At 65.5% G+C, this 18,242-nt stretch carries 15 protein-coding genes and 1 pseudogene; 8 read left to right on the top strand and 8 right to left on the bottom strand.

Annotated features, from left to right (window positions below):
* The first annotated feature begins 5 nt into the window (after nt 1-5).
* The gene (locus tag ACSSV4_RS09780) at nt 6-2,012 is read left to right on the top strand and encodes a capsular polysaccharide biosynthesis protein (RefSeq protein ID WP_454274956.1); all 2,007 of its coding nucleotides are present in this window, start codon (nt 6-8) and stop codon (nt 2,010-2,012) included.
* A gap of 9 nt (nt 2,013-2,021) precedes the next feature.
* Here ACSSV4_RS09780 and ACSSV4_RS09775 read toward each other — a convergent pair whose 3' ends face one another.
* The 8 genes from ACSSV4_RS09775 to ACSSV4_RS09740 all read right to left on the bottom strand — a co-directional run bounded on the left by ACSSV4_RS09775 (nt 2,022) and on the right by ACSSV4_RS09740 (nt 10,585).
* A complete protein-coding gene (locus ACSSV4_RS09775) occupies nt 2,022-4,010 on the bottom strand; it encodes an enoyl-CoA hydratase-related protein (RefSeq protein WP_454274955.1) in 1,989 nt (662 codons plus the stop codon).
* An 88-nt stretch (nt 4,011-4,098) separates the two neighbouring features.
* Complete coding sequence (locus ACSSV4_RS09770) at nt 4,099-4,308, bottom strand: hypothetical protein (RefSeq protein WP_454274954.1); 210 nt, start codon at nt 4,306-4,308, stop codon at nt 4,099-4,101.
* Between the two features lie 90 nt (nt 4,309-4,398).
* On the bottom strand, nt 4,399-4,725 hold the full coding sequence (locus tag ACSSV4_RS09765) for a TraR/DksA family transcriptional regulator (RefSeq protein WP_454274953.1): 327 nt from the start codon (nt 4,723-4,725) through the stop codon (nt 4,399-4,401).
* 85 nt (nt 4,726-4,810) lie between these two features.
* Entirely contained in the window at nt 4,811-5,806 is a 996-nt protein-coding gene (locus ACSSV4_RS09760) for a FliM/FliN family flagellar motor switch protein (protein WP_454274952.1), read from the bottom strand.
* A 77-nt stretch (nt 5,807-5,883) separates the two neighbouring features.
* Entirely contained in the window at nt 5,884-8,568 is a 2,685-nt protein-coding gene (locus ACSSV4_RS09755) for an ATP-binding protein (protein WP_454274951.1), read from the bottom strand.
* Nucleotides 8,568-8,840 carry a hypothetical protein gene (locus ACSSV4_RS09750; protein ID WP_454274950.1) on the bottom strand — a complete coding sequence of 91 codons (273 nt, stop codon included), beginning with the start codon at nt 8,838-8,840 and terminating at the stop codon, nt 8,568-8,570. The genes ACSSV4_RS09755 and ACSSV4_RS09750 overlap by 1 nt, the downstream gene beginning before the upstream one ends.
* Entirely contained in the window at nt 8,837-9,205 is a 369-nt protein-coding gene (locus tag ACSSV4_RS09745; protein WP_454274949.1) for a response regulator transcription factor, read from the bottom strand. The genes ACSSV4_RS09750 and ACSSV4_RS09745 overlap by 4 nt, the downstream gene beginning before the upstream one ends.
* 72 nt (nt 9,206-9,277) lie before the next feature.
* Complete coding sequence (locus ACSSV4_RS09740) at nt 9,278-10,585, bottom strand: helix-turn-helix domain-containing protein (RefSeq protein WP_454274948.1); 1,308 nt, start codon at nt 10,583-10,585, stop codon at nt 9,278-9,280.
* A 219-nt stretch (nt 10,586-10,804) separates the two neighbouring features.
* Between ACSSV4_RS09740 and ACSSV4_RS09735 the strand changes: the two genes are divergently transcribed.
* From ACSSV4_RS09735 to acs, 7 genes and pseudogenes are all read left to right on the top strand, one after another.
* Nucleotides 10,805-12,151 carry a substrate-binding protein gene (locus tag ACSSV4_RS09735; RefSeq protein WP_454274947.1) on the top strand — a complete coding sequence of 449 codons (1,347 nt, stop codon included), beginning with the start codon at nt 10,805-10,807 and terminating at the stop codon, nt 12,149-12,151.
* A gap of 103 nt (nt 12,152-12,254) precedes the next feature.
* Nucleotides 12,255-13,286, top strand: coding sequence for a branched-chain amino acid ABC transporter permease (locus ACSSV4_RS09730; RefSeq protein ID WP_454274946.1), 1,032 nt, complete (start codon nt 12,255-12,257; stop codon nt 13,284-13,286).
* A 4-nt stretch (nt 13,287-13,290) separates the two neighbouring features.
* The gene (locus tag ACSSV4_RS09725; protein ID WP_454274945.1) at nt 13,291-14,493 is read left to right on the top strand and encodes a branched-chain amino acid ABC transporter permease; all 1,203 of its coding nucleotides are present in this window, start codon (nt 13,291-13,293) and stop codon (nt 14,491-14,493) included.
* Between the two features lie 15 nt (nt 14,494-14,508).
* Nucleotides 14,509-15,027 (top strand): annotated as a pseudogene (locus ACSSV4_RS09720) (ABC transporter ATP-binding protein); the annotation flags it as partial.
* Nucleotides 15,028-15,042: 15 nt separating this feature from the next.
* Nucleotides 15,043-15,267 carry an ABC transporter ATP-binding protein C-terminal domain-containing protein gene (locus ACSSV4_RS09715; protein ID WP_454275113.1) on the top strand — a complete coding sequence of 75 codons (225 nt, stop codon included), beginning with the start codon at nt 15,043-15,045 and terminating at the stop codon, nt 15,265-15,267.
* A 14-nt stretch (nt 15,268-15,281) separates the two neighbouring features.
* Nucleotides 15,282-16,037 carry an ABC transporter ATP-binding protein gene (locus tag ACSSV4_RS09710; RefSeq protein ID WP_454274944.1) on the top strand — a complete coding sequence of 252 codons (756 nt, stop codon included), beginning with the start codon at nt 15,282-15,284 and terminating at the stop codon, nt 16,035-16,037.
* Nucleotides 16,038-16,128: 91 nt separating this feature from the next.
* Entirely contained in the window at nt 16,129-18,078 is a 1,950-nt protein-coding gene (gene acs / locus ACSSV4_RS09705) for an acetate--CoA ligase (RefSeq protein WP_454274943.1), read from the top strand.
* Nucleotides 18,079-18,242 lie beyond the last annotated feature (164 nt).

The following is an 18,242-nucleotide window of genomic DNA, read 5'->3' as shown; positions in this document are numbered from 1 at the left end:
CGCCGATGCAGGCGCGTGACCCCGCCGGGGAGGGTGATCCCCCCCGGCGGGTTTTCTATTTCAACGCAGGCTTTCTGCGGCAGGCGCGGCTCCGGCGTATCCTGTCGCTGGCGGGGGTCGATCTGCGCCTTGGCCGACCGACATCGGACGATCTGATCGCGGTCTGGGGCCGCAGCCCCTATGCCGCGCGCGGCGAGGCGATGGCGGCGCGCAGCGGCGCGGGGCTCGTCCGGGTCGAGGACGCCTTCCTGCGCTCGCTCTTTCCCGGGCGCGCAGGCAGCCCGCCCCTCGGGCTGGTGATCGACCGGCGCGGCATCTATTTCGACGCGGGCGCGCCCTCGGATCTGGAGCATCTGCTGGCCAACCATCCGTTTGACGACACCGTGCTGATGGACCGCGCGCGCGGTTGTATCGCGCGGCTGCAAGAGGCGCATCTGTCAAAATACACGGCTTTCGATCCCGAGACCCCCTGCCCCGATCCCGGCTATGTGCTGGTGATCGACCAGACACGGAATGATGCCTCGGTCACCCATGGCGGAGCGGATGCCAACAGCTTCCGCGAAATGCTCTACTGGGCGCAGGAGGAAAACCCCAGCGCGCCCATTCTGATCAAGACCCATCCCGAGACCGCACAGGGCCATCGCGCTGGCTATTTCTCAGCCTCCGATGAGAGCGACCGCATCCGCCTCTTTTCCGATCCGGTCAGCCCCTGGGCGCTGATGGGGGGGGCCATCGCGGTCTATTGCGTAACCTCGCAACTGGGGTTCGAGGCAATCTATGTCGGCCATCGCCCGCAGGTTTTCGGCCAGCCTTTCTATGTCGGCTGGGGCCTGACCGAGGATCGCCACCCGAACGGCCTCACGCGCCGGGGCCGCGCGCTCAGCAAGGCGCAGCTTTTCGCGGGCGCGATGCTGCTCTATCCTACCTGGTACGATCCACATCGCGACCGGCTCTGCGAGGCCGAGACCGCCATCGAGGCGCTCGCCGCCGAGACCCGCGCCTGGCGCGAGGATCGCCACGGCTGGTCCGCGCATGGCATGCGGCTGTGGAAACGCGCGCCGTTGCAGCGGTTTTTCGGACGCTATCGAAGGCTCGACTTTGCGCCGAAAGCAGAGGCCCGCCGCCCGACCATGGTCTGGGCGTCGCAAGAGGGGCCCGAGGGTGCGGTGCGGGTCGAGGACGGTTTCCTGCGCTCACGCGGGCTCGGTGCCGATCTGGTGCCGCCGCTGTCGCTGGTACTCGACGATCTGGGGATTTACTACGATCCCAGCCGCGAAAGCCGCCTGGAACGCCTGATCGCCACGCGCGCCAGCCTGCGCCGCGATCAGCAACACCGCGCCGAGGCGCTGATCACGGCGCTCACCCGGCACGGGCTGAGCAAGTACAACCTTGGGGCCGCCGCGACCGACCTGCCGCCGGGCCATCGCATCCTGGTGCCCGGTCAGGTCGAGGACGATGCCTCGATCCGGCTGGGCGCGGGGGAGGTCCACACCAACCTCGCCCTTCTGCAAAAGGCGCGCGCCGAGAACCCCGGCGCGGTGATCCTCTACAAGCCGCACCCGGATGTCGAGGCCGGGCTGCGCCCCGGCGCGGTCGAGGCGGCGGCGCTGCGCGATCTCGCCGACGCGGTGGTCCCGATGAGCGACCCCGCCGCGCTGCTCGATGAGGTGCAGGAGGTCTGGACGATGACCTCGCTTCTGGGCTTCGAGGCGCTGCTGCGCGGGGTCGCCGTGACCACCACCGGCGCGCCGTTCTACGCCGGATGGGGCCTGACCCGCGATCTGGGCGCGGTGCCGCCGCGCCGCCGGGCACGGCCAACGCTGGCCGGGCTGGTACATGCCACGCTGATCGACTATCCGCGCTATTTCGACCCGGTCACCGGCACCGCCTGCCCGGTCGAGGTGGTGGTGGATCGGCTGGCGCATGGCCCCTTGCCGCGCGCCGGGCGCGGCAACCGCCTTCTGGCCAAACTGCAGGGAGCGCTTGCGACCCATGCCCATCTCTGGCGATAACTCCGCACCTCACCCGGCGCGCACCGCCTCGCGCGCGGCCCCGGCCCGGCTGAAATAGCCCTCACCCAGCTTGACCCGCTCCAGGATGCCGGGACGCGGCGACCAGAGCGGCGGGGCCATCGGCGAGAGCGCCTTCATGTCCTTCAGCACCGCCATCAACCCGCGCTGATCGGCATGGCAGAGTGGCCCGCCGCGTCTGCGCGCATAGCCCAAGCCGCAGACCATGATCACATCGAGATCCGAGGCCCGCTGCACCGCCCCCGCCGCAAGCAGGCGCTCGGCGGCATTGACCAGCGCGGCATGCAGCGCATGGCGCACTGTCACCCCGCCGGGCAGCGGTACCTCCGCCGCCTCGGCGAATTCGCGCGGCGCGCGCGGCCCGTCGGGCGGGTGATCGTAAAAACCGCGCCCGACCGCACGCCCCGCCGCGCCCTTGTCGATCCGGTCGGCCAGCGGGGCCAGCACATCGCCGGGCAGGCCAAGGATATCGGCAACCCGGTGCAGCCTTGGTGCGACCTCCGCCAGCCCGTTCTCGTCCATCGCCAAAAACGGCCCCGTGCGCAGCCCGAGACGCTGCGCCGCCGCGTCGATGCGTGGCGGCGCAAGGCCCGCGCGCATCAGTTGCAGCGCCGCAAGGCGCAGCGCGCCATCCATGACATGACCCAGCCCCGGCCCCGCCTCGGGGCGCGCGGCGCGCACCACCGTCACCCGCAGCGCCGCCATCAGCCGCGCGAGGCTGGCCACGGTATCGGCCTCGCCAGACTGACCCTCTGGCACGCCGATCTCGGCGCAGCGCGTCGCAGCAACCGGCGGATAGAGCCGTAGGCCAACCCCCGGCCCGGCAAAACCCGCGCCCATGTCCAGCCGCGCGAAAAGCCCCGGCTCGGTCGCCACTCCCTCGGCCGCCAGCCACAGGTCGGCGCGGCGTTCGGCGCTGTCGCCGCTCAGCCGGGCCAGCCAGTTGTCGCGCGCCTCGGCCTGCATCTGACCCCGCGCCACCCGCGCATCGAGCGTCCGGCGCAGCGCGGCGGGCAGGTCGGGATCGTCCGACCAGACCGTGCGCCCGCCCGCCAGCAGCACCAGCGCCACCTCGCCCAGACCGCGCCCCGACAGGCCCACGCGCGCAATCTCGCGCACCTGACCCCGGCGCAGTTCCGGCAGCCCCGCCGCCCGGCGCTCGGCGGCGTAGACATGGCGCTGCGCGCGTGCCTCGGGACTGCGCAGACGCTCATCGAAGAGCACGGACTCAAACTCTTGGCCCTGTGCCGCAGGCAAAAGTTGCGCCGCCTCAACCGCGCGCAGGATATCTGCCGCCGCCCCCGTCTGCCCCGGCATCCTGGCGCGCACCGCCGCAATCGCCCGCTGATAGCCGACCGGATCCGAAAATCCACGCGTCGCATCACATGTGCGCGGCCAACGCCCCGCTTCCGCCAGCCGTGCGGCCAGCGCGCGTGCAGCCGCCTCGGGGGACTCCTCGGTGATCTGGTCGAAGACGCTGCGCAATCGCGGATCGCTGGCACGCGTCGGCTGGCCGGAGAGCATGAATTCCAGCGCGACCTGCGCGCCGACAAGGCGCGGCAGGCGTTGCGTCACGCCCGCGCCCGGCATCATCGCTAGAGTTATTTCCGGCAGGGCAAGCCGGGTCGTGGCCTGCGCCACCCGGCCGTGCGCCGCCAGCGCCAGCGCCAGCCCCGCGCCGAGGGCAGAGCCGTGCAGCGCCGCCACGACAGGTTTGGCAAAGCCTTCGATCCGGTCGCAGAGATCGCCCACCGAGGGCGGCACGCCCGGCGCATCATATTCGGTCAGATCGACGCCCGAGGAAAACCCGATCCCGGCCCCGGCCAGCACCACCGCGCGGCAGGTGTCATCTGCCGCCGCCGCGTCGAGCGCGGCCAGCAGCGCCGCGCGCAGGTCGGGCGAGAGCGCGTTGGCCACCGGCCGATCAAGCCGCAGAACTGCGATGCCCTCGCTCTGTTCTGTCTTGATCGTGCCGCTCACACCCAATCCGCCCGTCCTGAATGACCATTGGAGCAATTACTACGAAGAATCGCCCCATACGCAAGCGCGGGCAGGGTGCAGCGGGCGTTCAGACCGGCATATTGTCGAATTCGGCCTCGATCGCCTCGCTCAGCAGGGTCTGGTGCAATTGCTTGACGCGCGGCGGGACGGCCTGCCCCTCGGCGCGCAGATGCGCGATCGCCCGGCGCAGCCGGGGCTCGTGCCGGTAGCGGGTCTCTGGCCCGTCCTGACCGACGAGGGTCTGGATCTGGTCAAGTTCGGCGGTGACGTTGATCATGACATTCCTCCCAAATGAAAGACAACCATAGCGTGTCTTCTCTCGGTGGCCCAGACATAGATCCGTTGCGCGACAAAATTGTGAACTGAGTCACGACATCTGTGCGGCACATGCCCGGCATAGTGGCGTTTCAGGCAGTACGTCGAGCCGATCGGCCGAAATCTGCTCACCGCAAGAGGCGCAGATCCCGTAGGTGCCATCGCGCAGGCGGCCAAGCGCCGCGCGGATTCGCACGATCTCGTCTTCGCCGCTCCGGCCCAGCCGTTCCAGCACCTCGTCGCCCTCACGCTCAACGGCAAGCTCTTCCCAGTCACGCGATTTCGGGGCGTCAAGCTCGGTCTCGATGGCGTGCAACCGCCCGTCGAGCACCTTGAGCCGCTGCATCAGCGCCTCGCGATATGTCGATATATCCAGCATGATTGATCCTCCGCAATTTGGGGCATGATAGCGGATCTGCAGGAGACGCACATTGACCCACATCAATCCTGACCGGAACGCAGGCTCAGGCGTCCTGCCGAGCCTGTCTCGCGAGAGCGGTGCCGGGGACGGTCGCGGGGGGCGGCTTGGCAACGCTTTGTTCAGGGGGCGCCGACGCGACGGGCATTTCGGGCAAGGGCGCGGCGGCAGATGACACCAGACGCAGCGCGCGCCAGCCATGGAGTTGCCCCAACCGTGCCTCGGCCACCAGGTGCCCGCCCGCTCCGGTCAAGTGGATCGCGCCCAGACTTTCCGGGGTGAGCGGCAGCACCTGCCCGACGGTCAGCGCGCAGGCGTCACGCAACGGCAGGCTGATCCGCGCCATCACCGCGTCGAGCACCACCGGCGCGCCCAAAGCCACGTCGCTCATCCTGGCGCGCGCGGCGCGCGGAGCCTGCCCCTTTTCGGCAGGCGCATGCGCCGTCACGGGGCGCCGCGCGGGCATGACCAGGTCCAACCGACCGGTCCGCGCCGCCTGCCCCAGATCGGCGGTCACCCGGTAGAGATCGAACTCCGGCGCGTCGAGCGCAAGGCCCAGCGCGCGCAGATTCTCCATCCGGTCGCCAAAGCGAAAGCCGCGCGGCACATAGCCCTCGACCCCGGCGATCATCTCCGCGTCGACCCCGTCAAGCAGGGCGTCGACCAGCGGGGCCACCATCGCCGCATCGGTGCGCGTCGCGCGCCGCGCCGGGGCCACGCCGGGCCGCAGTGTGCCGGTGGTCTGCACCTCGATCAGCGCCGCCATCATCTGCGCATCGAGCGCCAGCGCCCCGCGCGCGCCGCCCGCGCCATCGAGCAGCACGATCAGGCCCTCGTCCTGCATGGTGTCGACCGTCTGCGCCAGATTGAGCCGACGCTGTTCGACGGTGGCGACGGTCAGCGCTAGATCGAACAGCGTATCAGCGGCTCGCGCCAGCGACAGGCGCAGCGCCTTGGCGGGCGACATCGCCCGCGCGTCAGAGCCGTCGCGCGCGGCGCGGGCCTTGCGGTGGATGACCGAAGCTGTGTGTTGGGCTGTCATGGCGCGCGCTGTCCCTCCGTCGCGCCATCCTAGGACCGGCGTGGTTACGATTCCCTTTACGTCTTACGTCCGCCTGCTCACTGCGCCGCCATGCGCCGCGTCTGCGGCAGGCTGACCCGGAACGCAGCACCCTTCTGGCCCGGCAGATAGCTGACCGACCCGCCCAACCGCGCCATGATCTCGCGACAGATTGCGAGACCAAGCCCCGCGCCCCCGGCCTTGGTCTCGCCGATGCGCGAGAACTTCTCGAAGATCACCGCCTGTTTCTCGGGTGGAATGCCCGAGCCGTTATCGGTGAAATCGACAACCACCTGCCCGTCGACCACGCTCGCCCGGATGCTCAGCACCGGCAGTGCGCCGTCACAATATTTGCGCGCGTTGGCGATGAGATTGATGAAGACCTGCGCCAGCCGGTCGAGATCGGAGGTCAGCTCCACAGCCTCCGCCGCGCGGTCGCGCGCGACCATGAGGCCGCTGTCATTGACGCCCGCCGCCCGTTCGGCGCGGTCGAGCAGATCCGACAGCAGGCCGGTCTGCGTGTTGAGCACAACCTGCCCGTTCTCCAGCACGCTCAGATCCAGCAGATCGTCGAGCAGCCGTGTCAGCCGCACCGCCTCATCATGGATGATCGAGGCGTATTTGCTCTGTTCATCCGCCGTCAGATCTCCGGTATCGCGCAGGATCTCCGAGAACGCCCGGATCGAGGTCATCGGGGTGCGCAACTCGTGGCTGATCTGGCTGAGAAACCCGTCTTTCTGCACCGAAAGCTGGGTCAGTTTCTCGTTGGCCTGCCGCAATTGCCGCGCGGTGCGCGCCAGTTCCTGGCTCTTGGCCTCGAGTTGGCTGGAATATTCCATGATCTGCGCGGTCTCGTCGGCCACCGCCATCAGGTCCTCGACCGAGACGGCGGCCCCGCCGACAATCTGGCTGATCATCGCATGCGCCGTCGCCGCCCCCACCGAGCCCGACAGTTCTCGCTCCAGTTCCTGCAGGAAGTCGGGGCTGGGTTCGGGCAGATAACCCGCCACGCCCTGCCGCTGTGCTGCGGCGGCAAAAAGCGCCTGCGCCTCGCGCGCGCCCATGATCCGCTGTGACATGATCAGCAGATCCTCACTCTGCGCCATGCCCCCGGTCCAGCCGCCGGGCGTGCCGGAATGGTCGAATACATTGACGAACTGCGCCCCCTGCAGCCGCTCAAGCGGTTGTGGAAAGCTGAGCAGCGAGCCGAGCAGGAACGCAGCCGTGTTGAGCAATATCGACCACATCAGCGCATGCAGTACAGGATCCATGCCCGCGGCTCCGAAAAGCGCATAGGGACGTAGCCACGAAACCCCCCAGAGACCGTGGTCGAACACCCCCTGCGGCAGAATGAGCGACGGGCCAAAGCTGGGCAGAAAAAGGCAATACAGCCAGAGCGTGGCCCCGACGCTCAACCCCAGAAGCGCGCCGGTGCGCGTGGCTCCGCGCCAGAAGAGGCCGCCCATCAGCGCCGGCAGGAACTGCGACACCCCGACAAAGGCGATGAGGCCGATCGCCGCCAGCGCTGTGCCACCCCCCGACAGGCGGAAATAGAGATAGCCGAGGAACACCACCCCCGCGATACTCAGCCGACGCGCCAGGATTGCCACGTTGCGCACATCGCCCGACACCATCGCAGCACCGCCCGAGAAATGCAGCCATATCGGCATCACCACATGGTTCGACACCATGGTCGATAGCGCGATGGCCGCCACGATCACCATCGAGGTGGCACTTGAGAACCCGCCCAGAAAGGACAGGATCGCCAGCCCGTCGCGCCCGTCCATCAGCGGCAGGGTCAGCACGAAGAGATCCGGATTGGCCCCCTCAGGCATCATGTCGAGACCGACGGCGGCAATCGGCACCACGAAGAGGCTCATCAGCATCAGATAGGCCGGAAAAGCCCAGGCGGCGGTGCGCAGATGGTCCTCGTCCTCGTTCTCGACCACCATGACCTGAAACATCCGCGGCAGGCACAGGAACGCCGCGCCGGACAGCATGGTCAGACCGATCCAGCGCGCGCCCGACACCTCGAAACGTGCGATCGACGACGCCTCGATCCGATCCAACGTGCCCGCAATCCCCCCTGCCAGCCCCCAGACCACGAAAATGCCCACTGCCAGCAGCGCACAGAGCTTGACCACCGCCTCCATCGCGATGGCCATGACCACGCCGTGATGACGCTCGTTGGCATCGAGGTTGCGGGTGCCGAAGAGGATGGTGAACAGCGCCAGTCCCATCGCCACCCAGAGCGCGGTGGACTGCATGTCGGGCAGCGTGGTGGCCGCAAGGTCGGTCTCGGCGAAGGCGGCAAAGGACAGCGTCACCGATTGCAGTTGCAGCGCGATATAGGGCGTGGTTCCGATCACCGCGAGCACCGTCACCAGCACCGCCAGCAGGTTCGACTTGCCATAGCGCGACGAAATCAGATCGGCGATCGAGGTGATGCGCTGACTGCGCCCGACCCGCACGAGGCGGCGCAGCGTCCACCACCAGCCGATCATCACCAGAGTCGGGCCGAGGTAGATGGTCACGAATTCAAGGCCCGACCGCGCGGCAAATCCGACCGCGCCGTAGAATGTCCAGGCGGTGCAGTAGATCGACAGCGACAGCGTGTAGACAATGGGCGAGCGCAGCCAGCTGCCGCGCCCCTGCAACGCCGCCCGGTCCGCGCCAAAGGCGACCGCGAAAAGCAGCACCACATAAAGCACGCAGACCAGAACGAGGGCGTTGAGGATCGCCATCAGCCGTCCTCGCCGTCCGCGGCACCCTCTTCGGCGTCACTGGCGCGCAGATGTCGCGAGATCACGCCCGAGATCGCGACGAGAACAGCCCAGAGCCCGAACACATAAAGCATCGTCTCGGCGGTGCCCGGCGCGCGCGCGCCCCCCTGCCATAACAGCGGTACGCAAAACAGAACGCCGCCGAGCACCGGCAGAAGCCGCGCGCCATCGGCAAGGCGGCGACGGCGGTAGGTGCGCCGCGCCAGAAAGACCGGGCCGCGCTCGGGAGTCATGCCCTCACCAGATCGCGCACCGCTGCCAGCACATCGGCATTGGAAAACGGCTTGGTCATGTATTGGCTGGCCCCCGCCTTCTCGGCCATCTCGCGATCCTTCATCTGACCGCGTGCCGTCAGCATCAGAACGGGCGTCGCGCCAAACTCTGCATCGCTCCGGATTTCGGCCAGGATATCAAAACCACTCTTGCCCGGCAGCATGACGTCGAGAATGATCAGGTCGGGCGTGCGCAGACGCACCGCCTCCATCGCGTCATGCCCGTTGGAATGGGTCTTCACCTCCCAGCCATCCCGCGACAGGATAAAGCTCACCGCCTCGATTATATTCGGCTCATCCTCGATCAGCAGAACCTTTTTCCCCATGCAACCGGCCTCCCCTCCGATGCGCGCGCGGTCAGACGCCCTGCGCAACTATTCCCAATCTCGCGTCCCAAGTCAAAAGCCCTCTGCGATGATCGACGGCTCGCGCCGCGCCACGCAGTCCCTTATCGGGCAAATCCGGCAACTCACGCCCAGTTCGCGGACCGCCGCCGCCCCGCCCGGATCGGGCAAGAGCAGCATATGCGCCTGCATCAGCGCGGGCCGGTCAAAACCCGTTGGGGCTGCCAGACCGGCCACCGCCAGCGCGCCCACCACCTCGCCGCCGCGCCCCACCTGCCGCACCCGGACGCGCAGCGGCACCTGCGGCTGCCCCATCACCTGATAAAGCGGCCAGAGCGCGCAGGCCCCGGCCAGGCGCGGCATGTCGAACCCGTCGAGCGGCTTGCGGAACACCAGCGTGCCCGACGCATCGCAGATCACCAGCCCGACCGGCCCCACCTCGGCCTCGGGCAGCGTGGCAAGCCTGCGAAACACCTGCGCCATCTCCACGCCCGTGGCCTCGGCCAGTTGGTCTGGATACAACCCGATGTTGCCGATCCGCGCGAGGAACGGGCGCAGCGGCAGTGCCCTCGCATCCGCCAGATAGCGCAGCAGCACCTCCCGTGTCAGGCTCTGCGCCGGGTTCGACATCGCCTGTCCGGCCTCGCCTGCCAACAGCCGCGTGACATCGCGCGGCCCTGAAATGTCGCGCTCCAGCTCCTCGAAATGATAGCCGCGCGCGGCGAGATACGCGTGCATCTCGTCCTGCGGCGATTGCACCTCGGCGTCGCGATTGGGCGCGCCCTCCAGATACTTGACCAGCGCCTGCGCGCCCTCGGTCAGCCGCGCGCTGTCCTCGTTGATGTTGCGGTGAAAGCGCGCCTGCCACTCGGGCTCCAGCGCCTCGGTCTCCACCAGGATCGACGAGGTCGAGCGAATGGCCGTCACCGAAGAAATCACCTCATGCAGCGAATCCGCCAGAAAGGGATCATGCGCCAGCCGGTCGGTCAGCGTCTCGATGGTGCGCTCCAGCGCCTGCGTGCGCCGGTAAAGATCGGTCAGCAAGCCCGCCCAGCCCGGAAATCGCCCGGCAAACTCCTCGATCCGGCTCAGTTCGGGGCCATCGGTGCCCGGCTCTCCGGCGGCCTCGCGCAGGGCGGAAATCAGCGTGGCCTCGGCCCCCTCGGACAGAACCTGTGGCTCCACCTCCAGCGCCTGCGCCAGCTTGAGCAGGGTCTTGCCGCCGATTCTGCGGCGGTTATGCTCGATCAGATTGAGGTAGGACGGCGAAATCCCCGCCTGTTTCGCCAGTTCCGATTGCCGTATACCACTGAGCACCCGCCGCTCGCGGATTCGTGTGCCGATCATAAGCCGTTCCGGCATCTGATTTTTCCCTGCCATGAAATGGACTTGCCGCAGTTGCGCGAGAATTTTTTTACAACAAGACGGCCAGTCTTGTCTATAAATTTACAAAAAAAATGTTCCTTCAAAACCAGTTGTTGCGTAATTTTCTGAGCCTCCCGCATACTTGAGCAGCACACTTGTGCTTTGGGGAGGCGCAAGAGGAGGCCCTTCCCGCGATTTACATAATGGGAGGAATTCATGTCCAAATCGAACCTGACACGTCGGGGCCTGATCAAGACCAGCGCAATCGCCGGGGCCGGCGTCGCGCTGCCGACGATCTTCACCGCATCCAGCGCCGCAGCCTTTACCAACGAGCCGACCGGCGGAACCGTGACGCTCGGCTTCAACGTGCCGCAGACCGGTCCCTACGCCGACGAGGGCGCGGACGAACTGCGCGCCTACGAGCTTGCGGTCGAGCACCTCAACGGTGGCGGCGACGGCGGCATGATGAACACCTTCAGCTCCAAGGCGCTGCAAGGCAACGGCATCATGGGCAAGAAGGTCGAGTATGTCACCGGCGACACCCAGACCAAATCCGACGCCGCGCGCGCATCGGCCAAGTCGATGATCGAAAAAGACGGCGCGATCATGATCACCGGCGGCTCGTCCTCAGGCGTGGCCGTCGCCGTGCAGGGACTCTGCCAGGAGGCGGGCGTGATCTTCATGGCCGGTCTCACGCATTCCAACGACACCACCGGCAAGGACAAGAAGGCCAACGGCTTCCGCCATTTCTTCAACGCCTACATGTCGGGTGCCGCTCTGGCACCGGTGCTGGCCAGTCGCTACGGCAATGACCGCAAGGCCTATCACCTGACCGCCGACTACACTTGGGGCTGGACGCAGGAAGAGTCGATCGTCGCCTCCACCGAGGCCCTCGGCTGGGAAACCGTCAACACGGTCAAGACCCCGCTTGCCGCGACCGACTTTTCGTCATACATCGCGCCGGTTCTCAACTCGGGTGCCGATGTGCTGGTCCTGAACCACTACGGCGGGAACATGGTCAACTCGCTGACCAACGCCGTGCAGTTCGGCCTGCGCGACAAGCAGGTGAACGGCAAGAATTTCGAGATCATCGTGCCGCTCTACTCGCGTCTCATGGCGCGCGGTGCGGGCGAGAACGTGAAGGGTATCCTGGGCTCGACCAACTGGCACTGGTCATTGCAGGATGACGCCTCCAAGGCGTTCGTCAAATCCTTCGGCGAGAAATACGGCTTCCCGCCCAGCCAGGCGGCGCATACCTGCTACGTGCAGACCCTGCTCTATGCCGATGCGGTCACCCGTGCGGGCAGTTTCAACCCCTGCGCCGTGGGCGAAGCGCTCGAAGGCTTCGAATTCGATGGCATGGGCAACGGCAAGACCCTCTACCGAGCCGACGATCACCAGTGCTTCAAGGACGTTCTCGTGGTGCAGGGTAAGGAAAACCCGTCCAGCGAGTTCGACCTGCTCGAAGTGGTCGAAGTCACCCCGGCCGCACAGGTCACCTATCCGCCGGATCACCCGATGTTCGCCGGCGGCGAACTCGGGGCATGCAACCCCGGCGCGTGATCTGACGTGACTGACCGGTCGCGCGCCCCGGCGCGCGACCGTTTCCCTCGGCGGTTCACTCTCGCAAAAGACCACCATCGCCTCTAACCCATGGGTGGGAACAATGGACGCAATCATTCTTCAAATTCTCAACGGGCTCGACAAGGGCTCGGCCTATGCGCTCATCGCGCTTGGCCTGACCCTGATCTTCGGCACGCTCGGGGTTGTCAATTTCGCCCATGGCGCACTCTTCATGATCGGCGCGTTCTGCGCCGTCACGCTATCACGCATCCTCAATCTCAGTTACGAGACCATCGACCCGAACAGGACCGACTTTCTCGGTAACCCCGCGAAGATCAAAACCACCTATGTCGAGGACTGGCTTGGCCCCGAGATGGGTGGCGCGATCATCGACTGGGCGGTGCCACTTGCCATCCTGTTCTCTATCCCGATCATGGTCACCATCGGCTTTGCCATGGAGCGCGGGCTGATCAAGCATTTCTACAAGCGTCCGCATGCCGATCAGATCCTTGTGACCTTTGGCCTCGCCATCGTACTTCAGGAGATCATCAAGTATTTCTACGGCGCCAACCCGATCCCCACCGGCGCGCCCGAGGTGTTCCGCGGCTCGTTCGATTTCGGGGTGATGCTTGGCTTTGATGCCAATGCGATCATCTATCCCTACTGGCGCCTCGTCTATTTTGCCTTCGCCGCCGTGATCATCGGTGCGGTCTTCGCTTTTCTGCAATTCACCACTTTCGGCATGGTGGTCCGTGCCGGCATGGCCGACCGCGAGACGGTGCAGCTTTTGGGCATCAACATCGACAAGCGCTTCACCATCATGTTCGGCATCGCCGCCGCCGTGGCCGGGCTCGCCGGGGTGATGTACGCGCCGATCAACTCTCCGAATTATCACATGGGCATGGATTTCCTGGTGCTGAGCTTTGTGGTCGTCGTCGTCGGCGGCATGGGCTCGCTGCCGGGTGCGGTGCTGGCGGGCTTCCTTCTGGGCGTGCTCGAGAGCTTTGCCTCGATGAACGAAATCAAGTCGATCCTGCCCGGTATCGACCAGATCATCATCTACCTCGTGGCCATCATAATTCTACTGACCCGTCCGCGGGGCCTGATGGGCCGCAAAGGCGTGATGGAGGAATAAGACAATGCTCGGACTGAACAAGAAAGACTTCTCGCTGCTTCTCATCGTCGCCGTCCTGGCACTCTTCGCGCCGTTCATCCTCAACCCGTTTCCCGCCGACAGCGCCATGGCGCAGTTCAACGCGGGCTATCCGGACCTGATGCAGCGTTTCGCGATCTACGGGATCTTCGCGATCGGCTTCAACATCCTCTTCGGCCTGACCGGCTATCTCAGCTTCGGTCACGCCGCCTTCCTCGGTGTGGGCAGCTATTCGGCGGTTTGGATGTTCAAGCTGCTCAGCATGAATGTCATCCCCGCGATCCTGCTCAGCGTAATCGTGGCGGGGCTCTTTTCGCTGCTGATCGGTTTCATCTCGCTGCGCCGCTCGGGCATCTACTTCTCGATCCTGACACTGGCCTTCGCACAGATGAGCTTTAACCTCGCCTATTCGGTCCTGACCCCGATCACCAATGGCGAGACCGGCCTGCAACTGACGCTTGACGATCCGCGCATCCTCGGCGTCAGCCGCACCGAGGACGGCTCCATCCCGGTCACCAACCTGTTCGGCATAGAGATGCGCGAATTCACGACGCTCAACTTCGGCAACTGGTCGTTCGACATTTCAGCAGGCTACTACCTCTGCGCGATCCTGATGCTGCTCAGCTTCTACATCGCGATCCGCATCTTCCGCTCGCCCTTCGGCATGATGCTGCGGGCGATCAAGTCGAACAACACGCGGATGACCTATACCGGACTGAACGCGCGGCCCTATGCGCTCGCGGCCTTCGTGATCTCGGGCATGTATGCCGGGCTTGCGGGCGGGCTTCTGGCCTCGATGGACCCGCTGGCAGGCGCCGAACGCATGCAGTGGACGGCGTCGGGCGAGGTCGTGCTGATGACAATCCTCGGCGGCGCTGGTACGCTGATCGGCCCGGTTCTGGGCGCGGGGTTCATCAAGTATTTCGAGAACATCTTCTCGAAGATCAACGACGGTGTCCTGCATAGCTGGTTCAGCTTCATGCCCGACGGGATCGAGAACCTTTTGGTAACTCTGGTGCATCCCTTTGTCGGCAAGGGTTGGCACCTCACGCTCGGCCTGATGTTCATGCTGGTGGTGATCTTCCTGCCCGGTGGCCTGGTTCAGGGCGGTCAGAAGATCGCAAGGCTGTTCCGCCGCAAGAAAGCGGACGACGCCAAGAAGTCCACTCAATCCACCCCCGCAGAATAATAAGGAGCGCAGGACATGGGCATTCTCGAAGTCAAGAACGTCAACAAGCGCTTCGGCGGGTTGCAGGCCTTGGGGGACGTGAACCTCAGCGTCGCGGAAAACTCGGTGCATGCGATCATCGGGCCGAACGGGGCGGGCAAGTCCACCCTGCTCAACGTGCTGATCGGCAAGCTGATCCCCGACACCGGCTCGGTCATGTTTCAAGGCCAGTCGGTGCTGGGGCGCAAGCCCTACGAGATCAACCAGATGGGCATCTCCCGGGTGTTCCAGACGCCGGAAATCTTCGGAGATCTGACGGTTCTGGAAAACATGATGATCCCGATCTTTGCCAAGCGCGACGGTGTGTTCCGGATGCATGCACTCGAAAGCTCGCTGAACGAGAAGGAAATCATTGATCAGGCCGAGGCGATGCTGGAAGACCTCAACCTCCAGGATCAGCGCCACATGCAGTCTGCCTCGATGTCGCGTGGCAACAAGCGGCGTCTGGAAATCGGCATGTGCCTCGCGCAGACCCCGAAACTGCTGCTTCTCGACGAGCCGACAGCGGGCATGGCGCGCGCCGATACCAACAACACCATCGACCTTCTGAAACAGATCAAGGACGAGCGCGACATCACCATTGCGATCATCGAACACGACATGCATGTCGTGTTCTCCCTCGCCGAACGGATCACGGTGCTGGCGCAGGGCAGCCCGCTGGTCGAGGACACCCCCGAAAACATCAAGGGCCATCCCAAGGTGCGCGAAGCGTATCTTGGCGAGACGGCGGCCTGACAGGAGCGCGGACAATGAACGTCAAACCCGACTTTTCCAAAGGCAAGAACTACGCCGAGACCGCCCCCGCCTTCCTCTCGGTGTGGAACATGGAGAGCTATTACGGCGAGAGCTACATCGTCCAGAACATCTCCTTCAACGTCCACGAGGGCGAGATCCTCGCGCTTCTGGGCCGCAACGGTGCAGGCAAGACATCGACCCTGCGCTCGATCGCCCGGATGGACAGCCCGCAGGTCACGCATGGCGAGATCTGGCTCGACCACCAGCCGCTGCACAATATGAGAAGCCACGAGGCAGCAATGGCGGGTATCGGGCTTGTGCCGGAGGATCGCTGCATCATCTCCGGCCTCACCGTCGAGGAAAACCTGCAGCTGGCGCAGATTGTGCCGCCCATCGGCTGGTCCATCGACCGCCTTTACGAACTCTTCCCCCGCCTCGCCGAACGCCGCAGGCAGGAGGGCACGACGCTTTCGGGCGGCGAACAGCAGATGCTCGCGGTGGCCCGCGCCCTGGCGCGCGACATCAAGGTGCTGCTGCTGGACGAGCCCTATGAGGGCCTCGCCCCGGTGATCGTCGACGAGATCGAGAAAACCCTGCGCATCATCAAGGAACAGGGCATCACCACCATCCTCGTCGAACAGAACGCCGTGCGCGCACTGGAGCTTGCCGACCGCGCGGTGATCCTCGATACCGGCGGCATCGTGTTTGACGGAAGCGCCGCTGAAGTCCTTGAAAACGAAGAGCTTCGCGCCGAATATCTAGCGATCTGACGCAGATCCGACCGCCGCGCCGTCTTTCTCCCTGTTGACAGCGGGGAGGCTGTCGTTTTCGATCCAACCGCATGAGCGAGGAGGAGCCATCATGTCCGATCAAACCTACGCGCCAAGCGCGGATTTCGCCGCCAAGGCCCATATCGACGCCGCAAAATACAAGGAAATGTATGCGGCCTCTGTCAAAGACCCGGTGACATTCTGGGGTGAGCATGGCAAACGGATCGACTGGATCAAGCCCTACACCCGGGTCAAGGACGTGACCTTCGACTTCGGCAATGTCTCGATCAAATGGTTCGAGGACGGCACGCTCAATGTCGCCGCCAACTGCATCGACCGCCATCTTGAGGCGCGCGGCGACCGCACTGCCATCATCTGGGAGCCGGACAACCCGGAGGATGCGGCGCAGCACATCACCTACCGCGAGCTGTACGAGAACACCTGTCGCATGGCCAATGTCCTCAAGGACATGGGCGTGGGACGCGGCGACCGTGTGGTGCTCTACCTGCCGATGATCCCCGAGGCTGCCTATGCCATGCTTGCCTGCGCCCGGATCGGCGCAATCCATTCCATCGTTTTCGCGGGCTTCTCGCCGGACGCGCTCTCGGCGCGGATCAACGGCTGTCAGGCCAAGGCGGTGATCACCGCCGACGAGGCGCCGCGCGGCGGGCGCAAGACGGCGCTCAAATCCAACACCGACGCGGCCCTCCTGCATTGCTCGGACAAGGTGAAATGCCTTGTCGTCAAGCATACCGGCGGCCAGACCACGTGGATCGAGGGGCGCGACCACGACTATAACGCGCTGGCCAGCGCGGCCGCCACCGACTGCCCGCCCGAGGAAATGAACGCCGAAGACCCGCTTTTCATCCTCTACACCTCCGGCTCGACCGGCCAGCCCAAGGGCGTGGTGCACACCTCCGGCGGCTATCTGGTCTATGCCGCGATGACGCAGGAACTGGTCTTCGACTACCACGACGGCGACGTGTTCTGGTGCACCGCCGATGTGGGCTGGGTCACCGGCCACAGCTATATCGTCTACGGGCCGCTGGCCAATGGCGCGACCACCCTGATGTTCGAGGGCGTGCCGACCTACCCCGACGCAAGCCGCTTCTGGCAGGTCTGCGAGAAACACAAGGTCAACCAGTTCTACACCGCCCCCACCGCAATCCGCGCGTTGATGGGCCAGGGCACCGAATATGTCAGCAAATGCGATCTCTCGTCGCTCAAGGTGCTGGGCACGGTGGGCGAGCCGATCAACCCCGAGGCGTGGAACTGGTATAACGACAATGTCGGTCAGGGCCGCTGCCCCATCGTCGACACCTGGTGGCAGACCGAAACCGGCGGTCACCTGCTGACCCCCCTGCCCGGTGCCATCCCGACCAAACCCGGCAGCGCCACGCTGCCCTTCTTCGGGATCGAGCCGGTGGTGCTGGAACCGGAATCGGGCAAGGAAATCACCGACACCGAAGCCTCTGGCGTGCTGGCCCTCAAAGATAGCTGGCCCGGTCAGATGCGCACGGTCTGGGGCGATCACGAACGGTTCGAGGCGACGTATTTCCAGCAATACAAGGGCTATTACTTCTCCGGCGACGGCTGCAAGCGCGACGCCGACGGCTATTACTGGATCACCGGCCGCGTCGATGACGTGATCAACGTGTCGGGCCACCGGATGGGCACCGCAGAGGTCGAATCGGCCCTTGTCGCCCATGCCAAGGTCGCCGAGGCGGCGGTGGTGGGCTATCCGCACAACATCAAGGGCCAGGGCATCTACGCCTATGTCACCCTGATGAACGGGGTCGAGCCGACCGAGGAGTTGCGCAAGGAACTGGAAACCTGGGTCCGCACCGAGATCGGCCCGATCGCCAAGCCCGACCTCATCCAATGGGCCCCCGGCCTGCCAAAAACCCGCTCCGGCAAGATCATGCGCCGCATCCTGCGCAAGATCGCCGAGGACGATTACGGCTCGCTCGGCGACACCTCGACCCTCGCCGATCCGGGCGTCGTGGACGAGTTGATCGAGAACCGGATGAACCGCGGCTGAGCCTCATTGCCCGTCATCCTCGGATCTGATCCGAGGATCGCTTGCCTAAGAGATCGCCCGGTCGCGCCGGGCGATGACACCTTCAACCCCACACCACCGTCATCCTCGGACTTGATCCGAGGATCTCCCACCCGGTCACGCCGGGTGATGCCAGCCCCGCAAGC

This window comes from Roseovarius sp. MBR-154 (genome assembly GCF_053628595.1).
This window is presented reverse-complemented; position numbering and strand designations above follow the sequence as displayed.